The organism is Streptomyces arenae (genome assembly GCF_022343545.1).
In the GTDB taxonomy this organism is placed as follows: Bacteria; Actinomycetota; Actinomycetes; order Streptomycetales; family Streptomycetaceae; genus Streptomyces; species Streptomyces humi.
This window is the reverse complement of sequence record NZ_JAKQYH010000081.1, coordinates 25,022-40,191: the sequence shown is the minus strand read 5'-3', so window position 1 is coordinate 40,191 and position 15,170 is coordinate 25,022. Positions and strand designations below refer to the sequence as shown.

At 67.9% G+C, this 15,170-nt stretch carries 12 protein-coding genes and 1 pseudogene; 5 read left to right on the top strand and 8 right to left on the bottom strand.

Annotated features, from left to right (window positions below):
- Nucleotides 1-109 precede the first annotated feature (109 nt).
- Nucleotides 110-358, top strand: a complete 249-nt coding sequence (locus MB828_RS38625; protein WP_301652236.1) for a hypothetical protein — start codon at nucleotides 110-112, stop codon at nucleotides 356-358.
- Nucleotides 359-374: 16 nt separating this feature from the next.
- Here MB828_RS38625 and MB828_RS38620 read toward each other — a convergent pair whose 3' ends face one another.
- Nucleotides 375-599 (bottom strand): hypothetical protein, encoded by a 225-nt coding sequence (locus tag MB828_RS38620; protein WP_301652235.1) that lies wholly within the window; start codon nucleotides 597-599, stop codon nucleotides 375-377.
- Nucleotides 600-706: 107 nt separating this feature from the next.
- Nucleotides 707-1,312, bottom strand: coding sequence for a BlaI/MecI/CopY family transcriptional regulator (locus tag MB828_RS38615; protein ID WP_301652234.1), 606 nt, complete (start codon nucleotides 1,310-1,312; stop codon nucleotides 707-709).
- Nucleotides 1,313-1,734: 422 nt separating this feature from the next.
- Between MB828_RS38615 and MB828_RS38610 the strand changes: the two genes are divergently transcribed.
- From MB828_RS38610 to MB828_RS38595, 4 genes and pseudogenes are all read left to right on the top strand, one after another.
- Nucleotides 1,735-1,935, top strand: a complete 201-nt coding sequence (locus MB828_RS38610) for a transposase (RefSeq protein WP_301652233.1) — start codon at nucleotides 1,735-1,737, stop codon at nucleotides 1,933-1,935.
- Nucleotides 1,936-1,963: 28 nt separating this feature from the next.
- Nucleotides 1,964-2,413 (top strand): hypothetical protein, encoded by a 450-nt coding sequence (locus tag MB828_RS38605; RefSeq protein ID WP_301652232.1) that lies wholly within the window; start codon nucleotides 1,964-1,966, stop codon nucleotides 2,411-2,413.
- Nucleotides 2,414-2,430: 17 nt separating this feature from the next.
- A complete protein-coding gene (locus MB828_RS38600) occupies nucleotides 2,431-3,192 on the top strand; it encodes a transposase (protein ID WP_343236232.1) in 762 nt (253 codons plus the stop codon).
- A 208-nt stretch (nucleotides 3,193-3,400) separates the two neighbouring features.
- A pseudogene (locus MB828_RS38595) lies at nucleotides 3,401-4,397 on the top strand (IS5 family transposase).
- A 113-nt stretch (nucleotides 4,398-4,510) separates the two neighbouring features.
- Here the strand turns inward: MB828_RS38595 and MB828_RS38590 are convergent.
- The 6 genes from MB828_RS38590 to MB828_RS38565 form a co-directional block, all read right to left on the bottom strand.
- Nucleotides 4,511-6,646, bottom strand: a complete 2,136-nt coding sequence (locus MB828_RS38590; RefSeq protein WP_301652230.1) for an alpha-galactosidase — start codon at nucleotides 6,644-6,646, stop codon at nucleotides 4,511-4,513.
- A gap of 102 nt (nucleotides 6,647-6,748) precedes the next feature.
- Nucleotides 6,749-9,376, bottom strand: coding sequence for a carbohydrate-binding protein (locus MB828_RS38585; protein ID WP_301652229.1), 2,628 nt, complete (start codon nucleotides 9,374-9,376; stop codon nucleotides 6,749-6,751).
- 188 nt (nucleotides 9,377-9,564) lie between these two features.
- Nucleotides 9,565-10,638: a LacI family DNA-binding transcriptional regulator gene (locus MB828_RS38580; RefSeq protein ID WP_430381493.1), complete on the bottom strand. Its 1,074-nt coding sequence runs from the start codon at nucleotides 10,636-10,638 to the stop codon at nucleotides 9,565-9,567.
- A 52-nt stretch (nucleotides 10,639-10,690) separates the two neighbouring features.
- Complete coding sequence (locus tag MB828_RS38575) at nucleotides 10,691-12,037, bottom strand: ABC transporter substrate-binding protein (RefSeq protein WP_301652227.1); 1,347 nt, start codon at nucleotides 12,035-12,037, stop codon at nucleotides 10,691-10,693.
- Between the two features lie 143 nt (nucleotides 12,038-12,180).
- Entirely contained in the window at nucleotides 12,181-13,014 is an 834-nt protein-coding gene (locus tag MB828_RS38570; protein ID WP_301652226.1) for a carbohydrate ABC transporter permease, read from the bottom strand.
- A gap of 14 nt (nucleotides 13,015-13,028) precedes the next feature.
- Nucleotides 13,029-14,006, bottom strand: a complete 978-nt coding sequence (locus tag MB828_RS38565; protein WP_301652225.1) for a carbohydrate ABC transporter permease — start codon at nucleotides 14,004-14,006, stop codon at nucleotides 13,029-13,031.
- Nucleotides 14,007-15,170 lie beyond the last annotated feature (1,164 nt).

Here is a 15,170-nt window from a genome sequence, read left to right as displayed (position 1 = left end):
GGTCGTCCTCACCCTGCCCAAGCCCCAGTAACCCTCCTTCGTCCTCTCCCGTACAGGCGACATCGGCTGCTCGGGCGGAGTGACATGATGAGGCCCCCAGCGCGACGCGGTGTCTGACCCACAACACCGTGCGCTGGGGGCCTCGCCGGTTCCGCATCTGGCCCGCGGGCGGCACGGTCGCGCCACCCCGGACGCGGACGAGAAGCGGTCCAAGTGGGGAGACGTCACCAACCTGCTCGGCGCACTCGACGACATCACCCAGGTTGCCACCGAACAGACCACCGGCGCAGACACCCAGGCCGGTGTAGCCTCCAGCGCCAAGGCTTGCCACGCCGTCCGCCACCCGGACGGCACCTGATCCACGTGGGGCCGCATCACAGGCCGCCACCAGCATCGGCCCGGTCGCCAGCGGCGGCGATCTCCAGGCCGTCCTCACCGACAGTGCCAGCGGTATCCACGCAGCGGACGGCTGATGGAGCGCCCTCGGCAGTCTCAACGGCAAGCTCGGCGCGGACACCGTGATCAGCATCGGCGCAGCCGCGGTGCCCGGAGAATTCCAGACCGCCGCCGTCATCCCCCGACGGCAAGATCAGGCGCACCCTGCTACTCCAACACATGCGGGACGCCGCCGAATGATCAACACTTCTGTTGGGGCCTGTTGGGGCCTGTTGGGGCCTGTTGGGGCGGCTGACGGTGTTTTCTTGGTTCATACGGCGATTTCGGGCTGGATCTCGCTCTGGGGCGATGCTGTCTCCTCCTGGGTGTCGGCTGCTGTGTAGAGCACCGAGTGACCCTGCTTGGTGCGGTGGACGCGGCTCCTGGCCACCAGGTTTTCGAGGGTGGTGCGTACGACCTTGGTGTCGATGGCGCGTTCGGTGTGTGCCTGCCTGAGCGCTTCGGCGATCTCCGCTGCGGACCGGGGCTCCTTCTGCTCGCTCACGTGCTGGTGGATGAGGTCGACGAGAGTGGGCTGAGCCGTCTTCGTGGGAGTCTCCTCGTCCTGACGGCCACGTGCCGTGGCCTTCCTCGTCTGCTGGCCTGCGGCGGACGCACGCGCTGTCCTCTTCCTGGGAGAGGGCTCCACGGCGCCCTGGGTGTCGGTCGGCTCGGGGGAGGAGACCGGGACGCCGAGTGCCTCCCGGACGCTGACCAATACCGTGTGGTCCTGTTCCAGAGTGCTCAACTGTGCCTGCAGGGCGGCCAGTTCTCCCTTGATGCGTTCCTGCTCCTTGACATTGCGGTCGAGGTCGCTGGCCACCTGGCTGATGTACTGCGAAGTCAACTCGGTGCTGTGCGGTGTGCTTTCAGGCATTCTTCTCTCCTTGGTTCGAGGCCGGGCTGAAGCCCGGTGAGCAGCTGAGGCGAGCCTGGGGAGATGCCCCGGTGCAGCGATAGTACGGGCGGGACAGCCTGATTCCGCTGTGTGCACAGCAATCCTTCGCCTCGGGCGGGCATACGAGCGGTGCTATCGGACGGCCGGACACCGGGGACGGAGCCGTTGGCCGCAGGTGTGTGCGAGGCACGAACCCTTCCTAGAGCCAATGCCGTGACTCTGTTGGTGATCTTGTCCGGGGTGCTGACGGTGGGGCTGTCGGATGGTTCGCTGGAGGAGTGCGGGGTGGCCTCGGATTTCGGGGTGTGGGGGCAGTGTCGTTACGGCCGAGGAGTTTCCAGCGGATTCCGGTGAGGACGGTGCGGACAGCGCGGGCGGCGTGTCCGAAGGGCACTGCGGCGATGCTCATCCGGGACCGGCTCGATGTCCTGTTCGCGGACGACGCGTTCGTCGGCCTGTATCCCTGCGACGGCAGGCCGGGGCTGTCCCCCGGGCAGCTGGCGCTGGTGTCGGTGCTGCAGTTTGCGGAGAACCTCTCCGATCGTGCGGCGGCGGACGCCGTCCGCACCAGGATCGACTGGAAGTACGCCCTCGTGCCTTGAGCTGGAGGATCCGGGGTTCGACCACTCGGTGCTGTGCGAGTTCAGGGCCCGGCTGACCGAACAGGACGGCGCCGCCGACCGGTTGCTGCAGGTGATGCTGGACCGCCTGGTGGAGGCCGGCCTGCTCAGGGCCGGGGGCCGGCAGCGTACCGACGCCACTCATGTGCTGTCCGCGGTTCGCACCCTCAGCCGCCTGGAACTGGTCGGGGAGACGCTGCGGGCGGCGCTGGAGGAACTGGCCGAGGCCGCTCCCGCCTGGCTTGCTCCGCTGATCGAGCCCGAGTGGGCCAAGCGGTACGGGCGGAGGGTTGAGATCGGCAAACTGCCAGGCGGCACGGCGGCCGTGACCGCCCGGGCCGAAGAGTTCGGCCGGGACGGACAGAAGATCCTCACCGCCGCCTGGGCCGCCTATACCCCGCCCCGTCTGCGGCTTCTTCCTCAAGTGGAGATCCTCCGCCAGGTCTGGGTCCACCACTAATACTGGGACACGGACGGATGTCTGCGCCGGCGAGACGGCCACGCCCTGCCGCCCGCCTCGCTGCGGTTCGACTCCCCTTACGACACCGACGCGCACTACTGCGTCAAACGGGACACCGCATGGAGCGGCTACCGGACCCATTTCACCGAAACCTGCGACGAGGAACGCCCCGAACTGGTGGTCCATGTCGCCACCACCATCCCCACCGGCGCGCGCAGCGCGTGCACGGCATCACTCTGCTCGGCCCCATCGCCGCCGACCACAGCGCCCAGGCCAAGGAGGTTCGGGCTTCGACAAAGCGGCCTTCACCATCGACTGGAACAACGAGCAGGCGACCTGCCCGCGCGGGGTCACGAGCGTGTCCTGGACAGCTGTACATCAAGGACCACACCTATCTGCAGGCCCGGTTCGCCGAAGCGGACTGCCGGGCCTGCCCGGACCGCACACAGTGCACGTCCTCCGCGACCCGGCCCCGGTCGATAGCAGTGCTGCCCCGGCCCCTGCATGAGATCCAGACGCGAAACCGGCTCGACCAGCACACCGGGCAATGGCAGCGCCGTTACGCGATCCGTGCTGGTATCGAGGCCACCCTCTCGCAGAACGTCCGCGCCCATGGCCTTCGACGCTCTCGCTACCGCGGCCTGGCCCACACCCACGTCCAGCACGTCCTCACCGCGATGGCCTGCAACGTCACCCGCGTCGCCGACTGGATCGACACCACGCCCAGAACACGACGCCGGGCCATGCACTTCCGCACTCTGTGCTCAGCCACCGCATGACCCGCCCAACATCACCAACAGAGTCACGGCATTGTTCCTAGAGCGCCTTGTCCGTGTTCCGGTCCGGGCGCCGCATCGCCAGTGTCCGGGCGGCGACCAGGCGGCCGAGCAGCTCGGCCGCCTGGTCGCCGCTAGGGCGCGTATTGGGTCGTGATCAATCTGCGGGAATCGCCCTCGCGGCGGGGCCTGGACCGGTAGATCTTCTTGTGTGACGCGAGGGCAACTGACCGACGAGGAATGGGAGTTCATCGAGCCGTACCTGCCGATCGGCGAGTACGGCCCGTACCCAGAGCGGCTGCGACAGCAGTTCGAGGGCGTGATCTGGCGGTTCAAGACCGGCGGGCAGTGGTGGGAGATGCCGCAGGAGTTCGGCGCCTGGTCCACTGTGCACAACCGCTTCCGGCAGTGGCGTGACGCGGGCGTCTTCAAGGCCCTGCTGGAGGGCCTGATCGCGGAAGCGGCGAAGCGGGGCGAGGTGGACCTGTCCCTGGTCGGCATCGACTCCACCACCGCGCGCTCACCAGGACGCGGCTGGCATGCACCTGGACCAGGACGTCCTCACCGCCTTGGAGAAGGCCGCGGCCGAGGAGGAGAAGGCCAGGTCAAAAGGGGCGGCTCCGAAGAACCAAACGGGCAGGAAGCCGAAGCAGATCCGGAGCGTGACGAGCGCCGACGCACCCGGCGCCGACGCAGACTCCGTCTGAAGGCTGCTCTCCTGGGACGCTCCAGGGGCGGGCAGACCAGCAAGGTCCACCTTGCCGCCGACCGCAAGTGCCGCCCGCTGGCGCTCGTCCTGACCGCGGGACAGGCCGCAGACAGCCCGCAGTTCATTCCCGTGCTGGGCAAGGTACGGGTCCGCGGGCCCGTGGGCCGTCCCCGCACCCGCCCGGACGCGGTCGCTGGGGACAAGGCCTGCTCGACCCGCGGCAACCGGGCCCACCTGCGCAAACACCACATCAAGGCAGTCATCCCTGAGAAGAAGGACCAAGCCGCCAACCGAAAGAAGAAGGGAATCAGGGGCGGTCGGCCCGTCAGCCACGACGCCGACCTCTACAAGGAGAGGAACACCGTCGAGCGCCTGATCAACAAGCTCAAGGCCTGGCGCGGCATCGCCACCCGATACGACCCCGGACAGCTACCTCGCCGGCCTCCACCTGCGCGCCTCGATGATCTGGCTCAAGGACCTCACGAGAACCACCCATTGATCACAACTCGATACGCGCCCTAGCAGGGTTCGAGTCGAGCGGCGGCTGCTGCGGAGCATGCGAGCAGGGGCTCCGACGAGGTGGTGCCGCTCGTTGAACACTGGGCGGCGCGGTCAGTTCTCCTCGCGGATCAGATGGACGAGCGCGGATGCGTGGTCGTCGGGGGGCAGGTCCAGGGGCAGGCCGTGGCTGAGCAGGATGGCGCCGTGGTGCACGGTGCCGGTGGCGGTGTCACGGTAGCGGGCCGCGGGGTCGAGAGCGCGCAGAGGCAGCGCCGGATCGTGCTGGCCGAAGTGCCGTGAGCAGCGCAGAGCGATCACCGCGCACTCCAGGGCGTCCGGCGCCAGGAACTGCACGGCGGTCAGCTCGCCGTCCCCAGGGGGCCGCAGGCGGTGTTGCTCACCGAGCTGGACCAGGTGCCGTACGCGCTTGTACGCGGCCACCAGGTCTGCGGCCCGGGTCAGTTCGGCTTTGCTCCACTGGTTCAGGTCGCCGCCGATGCCCAGGACGCCCGTCATGGCGGTGTGGAAGCGGAAGTCCAGGGGCACGCTGCGGCCGGTGTACGGGTTGGGGCTGTCGGTGACCCAGGCGCCCATCACACGCGCCGGGTACAGCTGGGAGAAGCCGTGCTGGATCGCGAGCCGGTCCACGGCGTCGGTGTTGTCCGAGGTCCACGCCTGGTCGGTGCGGGCGAGGATGCCGAGGTCGAGCCGGGCGCCTCCGCTGCTGCACGATTCGATGCGCAGGCGGGGGTGGTCGGCACGGAGGCGGTCGAGTACGGCATACAGGTTGTGGACGTGGTCGATCCACAGCCGGTCGGGGTCGGTGCCGGCGTCCGGCCAGCCAGCCTCGGTGAAGGGACGGTTCATGTCCCATTTGAGGAAGTCGATGGCGTTCTTGGTGACCAGTTCGTCGAGTTGGGCGTGCAGCCAGGCGATCACGTCGGGGCGGGCGAGGTTGAGCACCAGTTGGTTGCGGTGCTCGGTGCGGCGGCGGTTGGGGTGGTGGAGCACCCAGTCCGGGTGGGCGCGGTAGAGATCGCTGTCGGGGTTGACCATCTCGGGCTCGACCCAGAGGCCGAACTGCATGCCCAACTCGTGTACGCGGTCGATGAGCGGGGTGAGGCCGTCGGGGAAGCGGTCGGGGTTGGGGGTCCAGTCGCCGAGTCCGGCGGCGTCGTGGGTGCGAGCGCCGAACCAGCCGTCGTCCATGACGAACAGTTCGACGCCGAGCGCGGCGGCCTTCTCGGCCAGCTCGATCTGGCCCGTGATGCCGATGTCGAACCCGGTCGCCTCCCAGGAGTTGTAGAGCACCGGCCGTAGTTCGTCCGGGTGGGGCAGGACGTGGTCCAGGACATGGCGGTGCCACAGACGGGACGCAGCGCCAAAGCCGCCCTCGGTGTATGCGCCCGCGCAGAGCGGGGTCGTCAGCTCCTCGCCGGGCGCCAGCTCCCAGGTGATCGGATCGTGGCCGAAGCCGGCCGACAGCGTGACTCGTTCCGTGGGCAGCCGCTGGGCGGTCAGCCGCCAGCTGCCGCTCCAGGCCAGGGCGCACGACCAGACAGCACCGTGTTCCTCATCGGTGGTGCCGTCGTCGACCATGGCCCAGGGGTTGGCTTGATGACTCGTTGTGCCACGACGGCTGGTGAGCACCAGTTCTCCGTACGGCAGCGGCGTCCGGTTCAGCTGAGTCTCGGCCGACCACTGGCCGCGCACCTGGCCCAGGCGGTAGTCACCCAGGCGGGGCAGCACCCAGGTGGCTGAATCGGCACGGACGACGGTGACCGGCCCATCGGTGGCCGTGCCGGTGTGGCGGAGCACCAGGTGCCGCTCGATCACGTCGGTGCCGGGCCGCAACCGGTAGTGGGTGTCCAGGGCGAGCGGGTAGTGGCGGTCGGCGAAGCGGAGCACCAGTTCGGTGCTTCCGTCGGCGTGGTCGAGCCGCTCGTGTTCCACGAGGAGTGTCTCCAGATCACGTACGCCGTCGGGGAAGCGGACCTGGACGCCCGCGTGGGCGTAGCGCATGGCGCCTGCGGTGTCGAAGTCGAGGGTGCCGTCGGCGGGGTCTTCGCAGGACCGGCGGCCGGGTGCCGGGTAGTTCAGCAACGAGACGGCCTGTTCGAGGGTGAGGCGTGGGCCCCAGTGCAGGCCGCGCAGGCGGTGGTTGTCGTCGAGGTGGAGGACGTAGCTGGAGCCGGGTCCGGACAGGACCCACAGCCGGTGCTCGGGGTCGTGGGCGATGCTCGGCATGGCGGCCTTTCGTTCTGGGTCGCGGTGGGGCGCGGACGGCCGCGACAGGGGGGGTGGGGCGGTCCGCCGCCGTCCGGTTCACGGCCCGGCGGCGGACGCGGGTCAGCCGTTGACGGGGGCTACTTCGATGTAGTCGATGTCGGGCGCCCAGGAGGATGCGTTGGAGAACTTCAGGGTGTTGGTGCCGGAAGTGAGGCTGACGGTCGTGGGCAGCGCCCAGTAGTCGTTCCAGCTGTAGGTGTTGCGGAACGTGAGCGTGGTGGGGGTGCCTGCGTTGACCGACAGTTGCGCGGTGCGGGACTCGACGTTGGTGTTGTAGTTGCCGGAGCCCGACCGGTCGTTCTGGGCGTAGTGCACGACGACGGTGTAGCGGCCGGCGGCGGGGGCGTTGACGCTGCCGAAGGTGAGCGTGTTGCCGCTGCCGTTGCCGACATAGCCGACGTTCTTGCCGCCCGAGGCCCAGGTGTCGGACTGTGCCTTGGCCTGTCCGGCGAGGGTGGCGTTCTCGGCCTCGTACTTGGTGACGCCGGTGGTGTCACCGGAGCCGTCCACCTTCAGGTCCCGCAGCGTCAGCGAGGTGCCGCTGCCCGGGCTGATCGCGATCCGGTTGATGCCAGCGGCCAGGTAGAGCCTGGTGCTGGAGGTGGTGGCTGAGCCGCCCGAGGACGCGTAGGTGGCGACCGTGCTGCCGTTCAGGGCGAGCGTGGTGCTGCCGCCGGTGGAGGTGTAGTCGGTCTTGACGGTGTAGTAGCCGTCGGTGGGAGTGTAGGCGTCGAAGGTGGCTGTGTCCCCGGCGGCCATGGCCAGGGCACCGGTGCCCGTCTCGCCGACGTCGCTGTAGGAGTACGACGGGCTGCCGCTGATGTCGGCGAGCGTGGCCTCGTACACCGTCTCGGGGGTGCTCGGTACGGCGGTCAGGTCGATCTTGTCGAGGGTGACCTGCCCGGCGGAGGTGCCGAGCGTCGGGTCCGTGACGGCGAGCGAGACGGTGTGACTGCCGGCGCTCAGGGTGACCGGGACAGTGACGGTGGAGCGGTACTGCCAGTTGAGCGTGGAGGGGTAGTTCACGAACTGCGGGTTGGCGCCGTCGATGCGCAGGACCTGCTGGGAGGGCGAGCCGTTCTGGTTGCCGTAGAAGATGCGCAGGTTGTAGGTGCGGGCGGTGGGGACGCTGGTGGTGAAGACGACCTTGCTGTCGCTCTTGCTCAGGTAGCCGACGTCCTTGGTGCCGGAGGTGGCGTACAGCTGGGCGGTGCCGTAGCTGGTGCCGGTGGCCTGCTGGACGACGGTGCCGTCGGTGATGGCCGCGTTCTCGGCCTCGTAGGAGGAGTACGACGGGACGCTGGGCGTGGTGGCGGTGCCGCCGCCGTTCGCGGTGACTGTGATGCGGTAGGCCGACATTGAGTTGAGGCCGGTCAGCGGCACGGTGATGGAGCCGCTGGAGGGGCTGTAGACGGCGCGGGAGATGGTCTGCGGGGGCGCGGAGGCGCCTTCGTAGCCGCTCCAGTCCAGGGCCTGGACGGTGACCTCGACGTTGCTGCCGAAGGTGGCGCTCGGGATGTTGTTGATCACCACGTTGGTGTCGGACGAGGAGCCGCCGATGATCACCTGGGCCTGCTTGCGGCTCGTGTCGAGGGACGCGATGCCCTGCAACGTGTCCTGCACGTTGGCCTGCGGCGGGGTCGTCTGGACGGTCTGCCCGGTCATCCCGGCGTACCAGTGCCAGAACCACCAGGAGCCGTTGGGGATGTTGGTGTGGACGGTGTTGCCGTCCATGTTGCCAGCGATGTCCCAGTACGGCTGCTGCGCGTAGACCTTGGTGTCCTCGAACATCGCCGCCCACTGGGCGAGCTGTCCGGGCACTGACATGTCACGGCGGTTGCCGTACTCGTCGATGTTGACGGTGATGGGGCTGATGGACCGGGCGCTTTCCAGGGAGCGGTAAGTGCTGTAGTGGCTCCGGTAGTTGGCGAGCGAGCTCGGGTCGAGTTCGTGCCAGGTGAAGACGTCCGGTAGCTGATTGTTGGCCTTGGCGTAGGTGAGGAAGTCGCCGAAGAACTTGCTGTTCCAGCTGGCGGTGTTGGGCCCGCCTATCTTCGCGCCGGGGTAGTCGCTCTTGATGCGCTGGTAGACGGTGCTCCAGTCGGACTCGAAGCTGCTGAGCGCCGAGGCGTAGGTGCTGGAGTTGGAACTGCCCAGCCCGGTGTACCAGTTGCCGTCCGGTTCGTTGAAGGGGACGAAGACCACCTTGCTCGCGTACGAGGTCGCCTTGATCGCGTTGACCGCGGTGTCGACCTTGGTGAGGTAGTCGCTGATGCCCAGATTCTGGTAGGGCCAGTTCGAGTACTCGTCCTGGATGTTGGTGTACATCGTGCCGCCGCCGTTGCGGAAGAACGACGGGGCGACGTCGAGGATGTCGCCGTTGGGGTGCTGGGCGCCGTTCGGGGGCTTCTGCGATCCCGTGGTGAGCTTCAGGGGCGCCAGGAGGTTGTCACCCGGCACGCCGTCGTCGCTCAGTCCATAAAGCGCGCCGTTCGAGCCGTGCAGGACGGCTCCGGTGGTGGTGCCGAGATCCACGGTGTAGGTCTGCGTGGCTGCTTGGGCGGTCTGGGGCAGGGCGAGGGTCGTGCCGACGAGGGCGGTGGCGGCGAGCAGCGCTCTGACAAGGAGAGTGCGCTTGTATCTCGGGGGCGAGGTGTCCGGGGTCGTGTTGTGCAGGTCGATGGACATGGCGAAACCTGGCTTTCCCCTCCCGCTACGCTGCGGGAGGACGGCTCGTGGAAACCGGATGTGACCGCTCACATCCCCCGCGAAGGGAGCGGTACGACGTCACCTCCGCGCACAGCGCGGACGGACAGGGCGCACAGGCGCCAAGGACTCTGGTAGTGAGGAGGGGGTGAAGAGACGAGGGACGGCGATCAGAGGGAACGGCGGGGGGCCGGTCCCGAACTCTCGCGGACGATCAGCTCAGGCTCGGCCCACAACGGTGGCGCCGGCGCGTTCTCGGGGTCGAGCAGCCGGTGCAGCATCGCGAACGCACCGCGCCCGAGCCCTTCGAAGTCCAGCCGTACGGTGGTCAGCAGGGGATGGGTGAACGCCGCGTAGGGTGCGTCGTCGAACCCTACGACACTCAGGTCACCCGGCACGTCCCGCCCGGCTTCCCGGGCGGCGCGCAGCACGCCGAGCGCGAGGTCGTCATTGCCGCACAACACCGCGGTGACCTGAGGATCGGCGACGAGGGAGCGGGCGGCCAGATACCCGGATCGCGGGCTCCAGCCGCCGTCGACCGCCTCCGGAACGAGCCGGTCGGCTGCCTCGAGCGCCTGCCGCCAGCCACTGGCGCGCTGACCGGTGCGGCTGGTGGAGGACGGGATGGTGACGTAGTGGACCGTGCGATGGCCCAGACCGAGCAGGTACCGGGTGGCCTGGGCAGCCGCGGTCCGGTCGTCGAGCCAGACCTCGGACCGAGCGCTGGCATGTCCTTCGCGTGGCAGCTCCACCACCGCGACCGCTGGATAGTCCGCCGGCAGGGCCCGCCAGGCATGTTCGCCCGGCGCGTTGAACGCGATGACCAGGACGGGCTCGCCGGGGCGGGCGAGCCGCCCCGTGACGTCGCCGGGAGGCGCGTCCTCGTCCAGCACACTGACGGACACCGTGAAGTCCGCGGCGCGTGCCTCCTCCTCGATGCCGCGCAGTGCCAGGGACGCCCCGTACAGGGTGGTGTCCGAGGTGAGCACGGTCACCGTGCGCACCGTTCCGCCGGCCAGTGCCCGTGCCAGCCGGTTGGGCTTGTAGCCCAGGTCCTCGATGGCTTGCAGCACCCGCTCCCGGGTGTCCTTGCGTACCCTGGGGCTGTCGTTGATGACACGGGAGACGGTCTGGTGGGAGACCCCGGCGGCCTTGGCCACGTCGAAGATGCTGACCGACCGGTGGCGGTCCGCACCGTCACGCGATGGCTCCTCGTCGCGGTCGGCCGGGGGTGATTCCTGCATGTCGGTGGACTCCTGGTCGCTGGTCATCGCCAAGGCTACTCGTGCTTGGGCGCTACTTGATCGCCGCGTTGGAGTCCCCGTTCACGGATTCCGCGGCCTTTTGCGCGGACTGCTGGCCGAGCCAGACCTGGTTGAAGGCGTCCTGGATCTTGACGTTGTACGTCGCCGAGGACGTGGTCAGCGGATAGCCCATGGTCGTGCTCTCGGCTTCCTTCGAGAAGGCACTGACGTCGACGCCCTGCTGCTTCCAGACGTTCACGAAGTCCTGGTTGAGCGTCGGAATGCCCGGCCACACCGAGCCGGCGGCGACGATGATCTTCTGGGATTCCTCGGATCCGAGCCACTTCACCAGTTCCCAGGATTCCTTCTGGTGCTTGCCGCCGGCGTACAGGGCGTTGCTCAGCCCGTTGTACACCGTGCCCTTGCCGACCGGCCCTGCGGGCAGTTCGGCAAGGCCGAAGTTGCCCTTCATCGAACTCTGGTAAGCGTTGAGGTCCCAGCTGCCGTCCCACACCACGGCGGCCTGCTTACGGGCCATCACCTGCGGAAGGGCGGCGCCGTTGGGGGTGTTGGTGACCGAGGCGGGCACCGCGACGTGGTACTTCAGCCTCAGATCCCGTATGAACTGGATCGCCTCCACGCAGGACGGCTGGTCGATCGTCCACTTGCCCCACGCCTTGTCCTGGAGCTTGCAGCCGTTCTGTGTCGCTGTGTTCCACCAGTCCGTCTGGCCGTTGGGCGAGGACAGCGCGAGACCGTACTGCTTGACGTGCTTGGCGTCGAAGCCCGCTTCGTTCGGGTGCTTGCCGGTCTCGTCGATGGTCAGCTTCTGCAGCGCCTTGACGAAGGTGCCGCCGTCAGTGGTGTTCCATGACAGGGAGCCGAGCTGTTCCTGGGTGAGCCCGGCGGCCTTCAGCATCGTCTTGTCGTAGACCTGCGCGATCGTGTCCCAGTCCTTGGGCAGACCGTACTGCTTGCCGTCCTGCTCCCAGCCCGCGAGCAGCTTGGGGTCGTAGACGGAGGTGTCCAGCTTGTCGGCCTTGATGTACGGGGTCAGGTCGGCGAGCACGCCCTGCTGGGCGAACTGCGGGAAGTACGCCACGTGGTCCCAGAACACGTCCGGGGCAGTGCGGCCTGCCAACTGGGTCTGGAGCTTGCTCCAGTACTGGGCCCACGCGTTCAGCTCGATCTCGACCTTGATCTTCGGGTGCTGCTTCTCGAACGCGTCGATCGACTTCTGCAGGGCGGGCTTCTGCACGGCGTCCCAGATGGCATACCGCAGGGTGACGGTGCCGTCCGAGGAGGCAGCGGAGCCGGAGGAGCCGCAGCCGGTGGTGAGGCCGAGCACGAGGGCACTGGCGGCGGCACCGATCAGGATTCTTCTGGCGGACGAGGACATGGTTCGGGTGTCCCTTCAGGGGCGGTGGTGCGGATAGGGAAGGGGATGTGGAGGGTGGAGAACGTGGTGCCGGCCCCCGGGATGCCAACGCTCACATGAGAGATGAGGAGGCTGTGACCGGGCCGATGGTGCTGGGAGAGGGCCTACTTCAGGCCGGTGAGGGCGATGGACCGGACGATGTGCCGCTGGAAGACCAGGAACACGGCGATCAGCGGCAGCAGGGCGATCGCGGCTCCGGCGAGGACGATGTGCGGCAGGTCGGAGGCATGTTCGCCCTGGAGGGCGGCGATACCCACGGTGATCACCCGGGTGCGGTCGCTGTTGGTGATGATCAGCGGCCAGATCAGGTTGTTCCAGGTGTTGATGAAGGTGATGGTCGCGAGCGTGGCCAGGATCGGGCGGCTCAGCGGCAGCATGATGCGTACGAGGATGCTCCAGGTGGTCGCACCGTCGATACGGGCCGCGGCCTCAAGGTCCTTCGGGACGGTCATGAAGTGCTGGCGCACCAAGAAGACGCCGTAGGGGGTGCCGAAAACGGTCGGCAGGATCAGACCGGCGTAAGTGTCGACCATGCCCAGGTCACGCATCATCAGGAACAGCGGCACGAGCGTGATCATCTGCGGCACCATCATCGTGGCGAGGTAGCCCCAGAACAGCCAGTTGCGCCCCGGGAACTCCAGCCGGGCCAGCGCGTACGCCGCCGTCGCGCTGAATGCGACCTGGCCCGCGGTGACGACGACCGCCACACCGAGGGTGTGCAGCAGGAAGGACGACATCCCGTACTGGTTCCACACGTCGGAGAAGTTGGCGAAGGTGGCCGGATGGGCCGGGGTCCAGGCATTGGTCGACAGCAGATCCGAGGGCCGCTTGAACGCGGCGTTCAATGTCAGGAGGTAGGGGCCGACGGACAGCAGGGCACCGGCGAGCAGTACTGCGTAGAGGGCCGATCTGCGGGCCAGGACCGGTATCGAAGACATGGTGATGGCCGTCCTCAGCTGAAGTCGTAGACGGTGCGCTTGCGGAAATACAGGACCTGGACCGCTGTCACCAGCAGGATCAGGGCGAACAGGAGCATCGCGAGCGCGGAGGCGTAGCCGCTGCGGAAGAGCTGGAACGCCTGCTGGTAGATGTGGTAGTTCATCGTGTCCGTCGAACCGCCGGGCCCGCCCTGGGTCATCACGTACACGGTGTCGAACATCTGGAACGAGCCGATGGTGTTGGTGACCAGCACGAAGAACATCGAGGGGCGCAACAGCGGCAAGGTGATCCGGAAGAACCGCATCACGGGACCCGCGCCGTCCAGGTCGGCCGCCTCGTACAGTGATTCCGGGATCGCCTGCAGGCCGGCGAGCAGGAAGAGCATGGTGTAGCCGGTGTACTGCCAGACGTTCACCGAGGCCATCACCGGCATCGCCCACGTGGTGGACGACAGCCAGGCCGGGCCGTCGATGCCGAACAGCGACAGGAACTGGTTGATGACACCGTGCTGCGGGTCGAACGCCCAGTTCCAGACGATGCCCAGGGCCACCGGCATGGCCATCCAGGGCAGGACGAACAACACCCGTAGCACCTTGCCGCCGCGCATCCTCCGGTTCATGGCGAGGGCCAGCAGCAGGGCCAGCACGGTCTGCGCCGGGATGTTCAGCAGTACGTAGTAGACGGTGTTGCGCACCGCGCGCCAGAGTTCGCTGTCGCCCGCCATCTCGCGGTAGTTCGCCAGGCCCACGAAGTGCGGAGAGCCCATCAGGTTCCAGTCGAAGAAGCTGATGACGACGACCCCGGCGATCGGCACGAGCAGGAAGAGCACGAACCCGATCAGGCTCGGCGCGAGCAGGACGTATGCCTCGACGGTGGTACGGATCCGGCTCCGCCTGTGGTGACGCGAGCTGCGGACCGGTTCCGGAGGCCGGGCCGGGGATGGCCCTCGGCGGGCAGCCGGACTGCGGTCCCGGATGATGTTAGCGTTCACATTTACCCTCCGTCGGGGCGGTGCGAGCATGGTTATAGGTGGGGGAGGGGGCGCTTCGGCGGCTTGGCCGCACGAGGGTGGCGTGCGTGACCGGCGACTTGTGGGTGCGGAAGCCGTGCGCGAATGAGAGTGTGAGCGCTAACACCAGTGGTCGTCAATGGGGGCGAGGTGGAATTTCGAAGTGAATGGTGAGGGTGATGGTTCCATCGGTGATCGCAGCGGTCCCTACGCCGACTGGCTGCCCGCAGGCCGATCTGTGATGAGAGGGTCGCCGGTGCGCGACCTCGCACGCCGGCAGGTGCGGTCGGTATGCAGGGGCTCGCCGTCGCCTGGGCGATCCTGGGTGCGGCCCGGCCCGCACCTGCTGTCCCGTGGTTCCGGTCGAACCGGTAACACGTTCATGCCGTGCTACTTGTGCTTCTGGGAGTAGTACGGCTTGTCCGCGCGGATGCGGTCGGTGGGGATCAGCGTTCCGTCGGCGATGACGAAGTCTCCCTCGCCCAGGCCCGCGAGGGCTTTGTGCTGGCCGGGTGTTCACGCGGTGAGGATCTCGATGGTCTTGTCGAGGTAGCGCCAGGAGGTCGCTTCCGGGACTCCGGAACCGGCCCCGGCTGTGCGAGTGTCTCGTTCTTGCGCGGGTGGACCAGGACTGGCAGGGCCTGCTTGAACCCCCCCGACTTCCGCCAGCGTGCGAAGTTCCCGCCTTTGGGCTCAGGTGAGCTACGACACGTGTTCAACCAGTTCGTACGGGACGTCGGGCTGGGAAGGGTGCGTCACCAGCGAAGCCCCTGGCCGATGGCGTGTTGAGTGAGGTCACCGGACCAACGACGGAGGCTTCGCCAGGGCACCTGGCCTGACCAGCCCATTTCATCCCCACGGCACAGGAAGAAAGAGGTTCACTGAACGCCGGGGAGAGGGACGGCATTCCGCAGACCCTGCCGGGTTCTGCGCCGACACCATCCGTGAATTCCTGAGGGTGTCCGAAGGCCTCAAACTGCTGTTTCCAGGCGTCGCACCTGTACCGGCACCACCATCCGTCTGCTCCACCGGCACGTACGCCGCGGTGCGTCAGGAAACCATGCACCCTCACGGTCGGCGTCCCGCACCTCGGGTACGGCATCGAGTCCTGCCGAGTCCGCGCTGACACATGGATCCCCTCACCCC